We start from the raw sequence: 7,032 nt of genomic DNA, 5'->3' as shown, positions 1-7,032 counted from the left end.
GAAAGTATAAGGATTTGTTATGATATTTAATGGAGTAAATAATTTTTCAAATACTTATGCAAATACGCTTAATAGTAAAAATTCACAAAATAAAGCAAATGATGGAGCTAGTTTAGAATATCTAAAACTAGCCCAGCAAAAGCTAGAAAACGATCCGACTTATAATCCTTTTAATGATAGAAATTTAGATAAAAGTGAAATACTTAATCTAGCTTTATTTGGAGCATTAGACCCTGATATTGTAGAACAAAGAAAAATAGAATGGGAAAATACTCCAGACATTGATCCAGAAGAATTAGTAAAAACTCTAAATAAACTTTTTAAAAATTTAGATAAATTAACTTCAGATAGCATAAGTAATGAAGAAAAAAATAAATTAATGAAAAGTATTTTTTCTAATACAGATGAAGATTTAAAAATATCGCAATCTAAAGAAGAAATTAAACAAGAAGAAAAAGAAGAACAAACTAAAGAAAAACCTTACGAAGCCATAGAAGTAAAAGGCACAAGCACTCGTGAAAGTATGGAAGATATTTTAAGCAAACTTGATATTCAAAATATCAAAGATGAAAGAGATTTATTAGCTATATTTTTAGCTTATAAAAATGGCGAGAATTTATATGATAAAAGGGTTTAAAATAAAAGAATTTAAAAATCTTAATTTTTATCAAAAGAGTAAAAAATGAAAATTAATTTTAATGATTTAAATCTAAGAAATTGGAATGACGCTTATAAGGATTATCAAAAAGCAAAAACACCAGAAGAAGAGAATAAATACTTAAAAGAATTAAGTGATATTGCTTTATTCAAAGGTCAAAATGATAGTCAAGAAAACAATAATATAAGTAACAATAATGCATCGACAAATATTAGTGATATTTCTATATTTTATGTTTATATGCGAGATTTCGGTTATGCTAGGCTTCATCCTGAGATGTTTATTTCTAAGCTTTTTCAAAACGATGATGAGGCAAAGGATATTAAGGCATTTTTAAAAGAAAATGCCTTAAATAACGATTACACTGCTAATTATGATTATGAGATTAAAGAACTTTTTGCAAGTGATATTAGTGTAGATGAATTTAAGAAAAAATACTTAAAGCGTATAAACGAGCTTAAGCAAGAAAATCTAAAAGATAATATAAATGAAATTAGCGAAGAACTTAAAAAAGATGAGTTTAAACCCATAGAAGTAAAAAGTGATAATATTCGTGAAAGTATGGAAGAGATTTTAAGCAAATTAAATAAAACTGAAATCAAAAATGAAAGAGATTTATTGGCTATATTTTTAGCCTATAAAAATGGCGAGAATTTATATGATAAAAGAGTTTAGATTAAAAGAATTTAAAATCGTAAAAATTAGCATAATTTTAAAACTAATCACAAATTATTATATTTGTTTAATAAGCTAAGGAGTTTAATACAATTAAGGCTTAAAAACTTAAACCCTAATTGTATTTTTAAAATTTTTTAAAATATAATTGTTTTATTACCTGCAATAAATACTTTATCATCAAACACTTTTTCAAGGGCATTTCTTAGCACTAGAGTTTCTATTTTTTTACCTGCTTTTCTTAAATCTTTTGAATTATAAGTGTGATTTACTCTAACTATATCTTGAAAAATAATAGGTCCTTCATCTAAATTATCCGTTACAAAATGTGCACTTGCTCCTATGATTTTAACCCCACGCTCATAAGCTTGTAGATATGGATTTGCACCGATAAATGCAGGTAAAAAAGAATGATGAATATTGATGATTTTATCTTTAAAAGTATTTACAAAATTTGGGCTTAAAATCCGCATATATTTTGCTAATACTATATAATCAACATTGTATTTTTTAATCTCTTGAATTATATCTTGCTCGTAAAGTTCTTTATCTTTGCTAGTATCAATTAGGCTAAAATCTATATCAAATCTTTTCACAAAATCGCTTAAATCGTGATTTGCCATAACTTTTAAGATATTCGCATTTAGTTCATCTTCATAGTTTGCAAGTAGCAAATCCCCTAAACAATGAAGTTCTTTTGATGCTAGGATTATTATGTTTTTCTTTCTTTTTGGGCTAAATGTGATTTGTGCGTCTGTTAAAATCTGTTTTAAATTATTTATAAAATCATCTTTTACACTTTCACTTGAGCTTAAAATCGCTAGAAAATAAAAAGAATTTGTATCGCTATTTACAAATTCATTATTGCTTTCTATATTAAATCCTGCCTTATAAATCTCATTTGAGATAATAGCCACAAGCCCTTTTTTATCAGGGCAAGTGATTTTTAAGATATATTCATTCATAATTTATCCTATGTTATTTAATTCAGCTTTTATTTCATATAATTCATTTTCAGCTTTTTGCATAGCAATTTTGTTTTGTTCTACAACTTGTGCTGGTGCGTTAGCTACGAATTTTTCATTACTTAGCATTTTGTTTAGCTTTTCGTATTCTGCTAGAACTTTTTTATATCTATTTTCTAACTTAGCTTTCATTTCATCAAGTGCTTTGCTATCTACAAAAATAGCGGTTTTTAGGTTCGTGCTAACATTTACGCTAAAGCTTTCTTTAGGATTTTCATCTTGGCTTAATTCTCCTACTTTAGCTAATTTTGCTATTAGTTTTAGATAATATTCATCAAATTTATGTTCGCTTATAATTTGTGCCGGAGCGTTTTTATCAGTAATATTTGCTGTTTTTTTGATACTTCTTAGGCTATTAATCGCTTCTTTGCAAAGCTCGTAGTTTTTGATAATTTGCTCTTCAGTGGTTGAAATTTCATTTATTTTAGGATATTTTTCTACCATAATTGAGCCATTTTCAAAAATACTTGTCCCGCTTAATTTATGATATAAATAATCACTAATAAATGGCATAAATGGACTAAGTAATTTCATAGCGTTTAAAAATACGCTCGCAAGCTCATCTATACTACTCTCATCAGCCTTGCTAAACTCAATTCCATAATCACAAAACTCATCCCATAAAAACTTATAAATATTCATAGCAGCATCATTAAATCTATATTCATCTAAGTTTTTGCGAGTTTCATTTACGCATTTTTGAAATTCTGCGTTTATATAAATACCTAGTGTTGTTTTATAGTTACCTAGTATCTTATAATCCTTACCTTTAAGTAGTAAGAAATTTACCGCATTATAAAGCTTATTTGTGAAGTTACGAACTAAAATCATTCTATCTTCACTCATTCTAATATCTCTTCCTTGAACGGCTAAAAGTGCTAAAGTAAAGCGTAAAATGTCAGCACTATATTTATCAATGCTATCAAGTGGGTCGATTACATTGCCTTTACTTTTGCTCATTTTTTGTCCGTTTTCATCTTTTACAAGTGCGTGAAGATAAATGTCTTTAAATGGGATTTCGCCTAGCTCATTTTCACTTTGAAATAACATTCTGCATACCCAGAAAAATAATATATCAAAGCCTGTAATTAAAAGCGAATTTGGATAAAAGTCTTTTATATCGCTTTCATTCCATAAAGTGCCTTTACCAAAATCGCCATTGTTATAACCTAGAGTTGAAAATGCCCAAAGTCCCGAGCTAAACCAAGTATCAAGAACATCTTTATCTTGAGTGATACTATCGCAGCCACATTTTTCGCATTTTTCTACCTTTCTCTCACTTACATGAATATGTTCGCACTCATCACAATAATAAACAGGAATTTGATGTCCCCACCAAAGTTGTCTGCTGATACACCAAGGGCGTAATTCTCTTAACCAAGCATTAAAGCTATTTATCCAATGAGCTGGATAAAACTTAGCATCACCATTATTTACCTTTTCTATAACTTTTGTTGCGATATCAGTTTTTACAAACCATTGTTTAGAAATATACGGCTCAACGATATTTTTACAACGATAACAATGTCCAACTTGATTTACATAATCTTCAATTTTTTCAATAAAGCCTAATTCGTTTAGTTTATCAACTACTATTTTTCTAGCCTCAAGTCTTTCAAGTCCTTTAAACTCAGCACAATGCTCGTTTAAAATTCCATTTTCATCAAAAATAGTTAAAAACTCTAAATCATGTCTAAGTCCTACTTCATAGTCATTATTATCGTGAGCTGGTGTTACTTTTACAATTCCTGTTCCAAAGCTCATATCAACATGACTATCAGCTATGATTTTTATTTTACGATTTACAATAGGCAGCGTAACTTCTTTACCAACTAAGTGCTTATATCTTTCATCTTCTGGATTTATCATTACAGCAGTATCACCAAAATAAGTCTCAGGTCTAGTAGTTGCAACTACTAAATAATCCTTATCATTTAAAAAATATCTTATATGATAAAGTTTGCCTTTATTTTCTTCATATTCAACCTCAATATCACTTAATGCTCCATCTTTTGTGCACCAGTTTATCATTCTGTTATTTTGCTCTATTAAGCCTTTATTATAAAGGTCCACAAAAGCTTTTTTAACAGCGTTTTGAAGCCCTTCATCCATAGTAAAACGAAGTCTTGAAAAGGCAGGAGTAATGCCTAGTGCTTGCATTTGCTTAACTATAGCTCCACCGCTTTGCTCTTTCCACTCCCATACTTTTTCTATGAATTTTTCACGCCCTAATTCTTCTTTTTTAATCCCTTTTACTAAAAGTTGCTTTTCAACTACATTTTGAGTGGCAATGCCTGCGTGGTCAAGCCCAGGTTGATAAAGCACTTTATAGCCATCCATTCTTTTATATCTTGTAATAATGTCTTGAAGTGTAAAAGTAAGTGCGTGTCCTATATGTAAAACACCTGTAACATTTGGCGGTGGCATCATAATTGCAAAGTTTTTGCCATTTTCTTGAATGTTTTTATTTCCATCTATTTCAAAATAGCCTTTTTGTTTGCAAAATTCATAATAATCTTTTTCAATTTCTTTTGGATTGTAAAAATCGCTCATAAATAATCCTTAAATTAGTGTTTTTTGCCATTTTATTAATTTTTGCTTATTTTTAGGTTATTTTGCTAGACTTTTTGGCTTTTAATTTAATTTGTGGAGATGTTTTGAATAGATTAAATGATGAACAATTTGCGGCGGTTAATACTAGTTTAGGTAGTAATTTGATAATAGCAAGTGCAGGAACAGGAAAGACAAGCACAATAGTTGCAAGGATAGAAAAATTATTAAATGATGGTGCTAAAGCAAATAGCATTATGCTACTTACATTTACAAACAAAGCCGCTCGTGAAATGATAGCAAGACTTGAAAAAAAACTCGGCTCAAGCAAGATAAAAGGCATTGTAAGTGGGACATTTCACGCAATTAGTCTTGAATATCTTAAAAAGCATAAAAACATTCAGCTTAAGCGAAATAGTGAATTAAGAGCCTTGCTAAAAAGTATTTACGAAAAATATTCTCCTAATAAAGATGATTTGTTTGATTATTCATATTTAGCCGATATTTATTCAAGGTTTAATAATACTAATTTAGTTGATGATTTTCGTGGATATTTGAATGCTAATTATGAAGAGCAAGGCGATAATATTAATTTTTATTGCAAAGTTTTAAGCGAATACGAAGAACAAAAAAAAGCTCATAATTATTATGATTTTGATGATTTATTACTAAATGCTAAGGATTTTTTCACAAATGATTATAAAAATGAGCCTTTTTATGAAGTTTTAGTAGATGAATATCAAGATACAAATAATCTTCAAAGTGCGATTTTAGACGCAATCCCTAAAAAATCTCTTTTTTGTGTAGGAGATTATGACCAAAGCATTTATGCTTTTAATGGGGCAAATATAGAAATAATTGGAAGTTTTAAAGACAGATATAAAAATGCTAAAATTTATTCACTCAATAAAAACTATAGAAGCGTTAGCAATATTTTAGAATTTGCAAATAGGGTTATTACAAAAAACGAAAGACTATATCCAAAAGAGCTAATCGTAACTAGAAAAGAAGCTACAAAACCTATTAAATTACATAGTTTTAATCTAGCAAACGAACAATATGAATTCATTGCCAATGATATTTTAAGCAAACTTGAAGCAAACAATAGAGCTGATATTGCAGTGATTTATCGCAATAATTCAAGTGGTGATTTAATGGAAAGAAGCCTAAAGCAAAAGGGTATTAAAATAGCTAGAAAAGGTGGCAGTAGTTTTTATGAATTAAAAGAAATAAATACTCTTATAAATCTAGCTAATTTAACTAATAAAAATAGTGATATTTTAAGCTTTTTAGGGATTTTATTAGAGAGTAAAGGTGTTGGAAATGCTAAGGTAAATATTATTTATAAAGCATTTTTAGAATTAGGAAATGGCTCTTTATTAGAAGGTATTTTAAGACCTATTAAAAAAGATAATTACGATTTTTTAGCTAAAAGCGATGAAGCTTTTGGTCTGTTTGCAAGCACTCAAAATCAAGCTAAGCAAAGTGAGTTTAGCTTTTTAGCAACCGAGTTTAAAAATAATCCTGTTTTATTGTTAAAAGAATTAAAATTTGATAATGTAACCTTTCTTGAAGAACTTTATAAATTCTTAAAAGAAAATGAAAATATTGATAATCCTAGCATTTTATTAAACAATGCTTATTCATCTAAGATTTTTAGCTTGATTATCAATAATCTTGCAGCTAAGCGTTCTTTTAAAGGTGCAAAAATAGTTAATGAGATAAAAGAGCAAAAGCTAGAAAATATTAAAAATAATTGTAAATATATTTTAGACGATGCGAAAAACTATAATACTTTTAAAGAATTTTATGAAAAAACTATTTTAAATATTGATTATGAAAATACTAAAGGGGTTCAGCTTTTAACCGTTCATGCTAGTAAAGGTTTAGAATTTGAAATTGTTTATTTGATTGACTTAGCACAAGGTAGATTTCCAAATCTAAAGCTTAGCAAAAGTGCTGGGGGTATTGATGAAGAGCGAAGATTATTTTATGTAGCACTTACAAGAGCAAAAGATGAGCTTATTATGAGCTGGGCTAAAAGGCAAAAAGAAGATGATAAAACAGATGCAATACGCTCAATTTTTATTGATGAAGGTAAGAAAAATTAAAAGAATTTAAATC

At 28.3% G+C, this 7,032-nt stretch carries 5 protein-coding genes; 3 read left to right on the top strand and 2 right to left on the bottom strand.

Features of this window, described 5'->3' with window-relative positions; translation table 11 throughout:
- The first annotated feature begins 19 nt into the window (after positions 1–19).
- Both AVBRAN9334_RS04790 and AVBRAN9334_RS04785 read left to right on the top strand, forming a co-directional pair.
- Positions 20–637 (top strand): hypothetical protein, encoded by a 618-nt coding sequence (locus AVBRAN9334_RS04790; protein ID WP_336607156.1) that lies wholly within the window; start codon positions 20–22, stop codon positions 635–637.
- Positions 638–682: 45 nt separating this feature from the next.
- The gene (locus AVBRAN9334_RS04785) at positions 683–1,333 is read left to right on the top strand and encodes a hypothetical protein (RefSeq protein WP_336607155.1); all 651 of its coding nucleotides are present in this window, start codon (positions 683–685) and stop codon (positions 1,331–1,333) included.
- A 137-nt stretch (positions 1,334–1,470) separates the two neighbouring features.
- Here AVBRAN9334_RS04785 and purU read toward each other — a convergent pair whose 3' ends face one another.
- On the bottom strand, positions 1,471–2,298 hold the full coding sequence (gene purU / locus AVBRAN9334_RS04780) for a formyltetrahydrofolate deformylase (RefSeq protein ID WP_214118690.1): 828 nt from the start codon (positions 2,296–2,298) through the stop codon (positions 1,471–1,473).
- Positions 2,299–2,301: 3 nt separating this feature from the next.
- Positions 2,302–4,911 (bottom strand): valine--tRNA ligase, encoded by a 2,610-nt coding sequence (locus AVBRAN9334_RS04775; protein WP_336607154.1) that lies wholly within the window; start codon positions 4,909–4,911, stop codon positions 2,302–2,304.
- A 104-nt stretch (positions 4,912–5,015) separates the two neighbouring features.
- Here AVBRAN9334_RS04775 and AVBRAN9334_RS04770 point away from each other — a divergent pair, with 104 nt between their 5' ends.
- Entirely contained in the window at positions 5,016–7,019 is a 2,004-nt protein-coding gene (locus tag AVBRAN9334_RS04770; protein ID WP_336607153.1) for an ATP-dependent helicase, read from the top strand.
- The last annotated feature ends 13 nt before the right edge of the window (positions 7,020–7,032 follow it).

The sequence above is a fragment of the Campylobacter sp. RM9334 genome, from assembly GCF_020138145.1.
Classification (GTDB): domain Bacteria; phylum Campylobacterota; class Campylobacteria; order Campylobacterales; family Campylobacteraceae; genus Campylobacter_E.
Note: the sequence above shows the minus strand (reverse complement) of the source record. Positions and strands in the feature narration are given on the sequence as shown.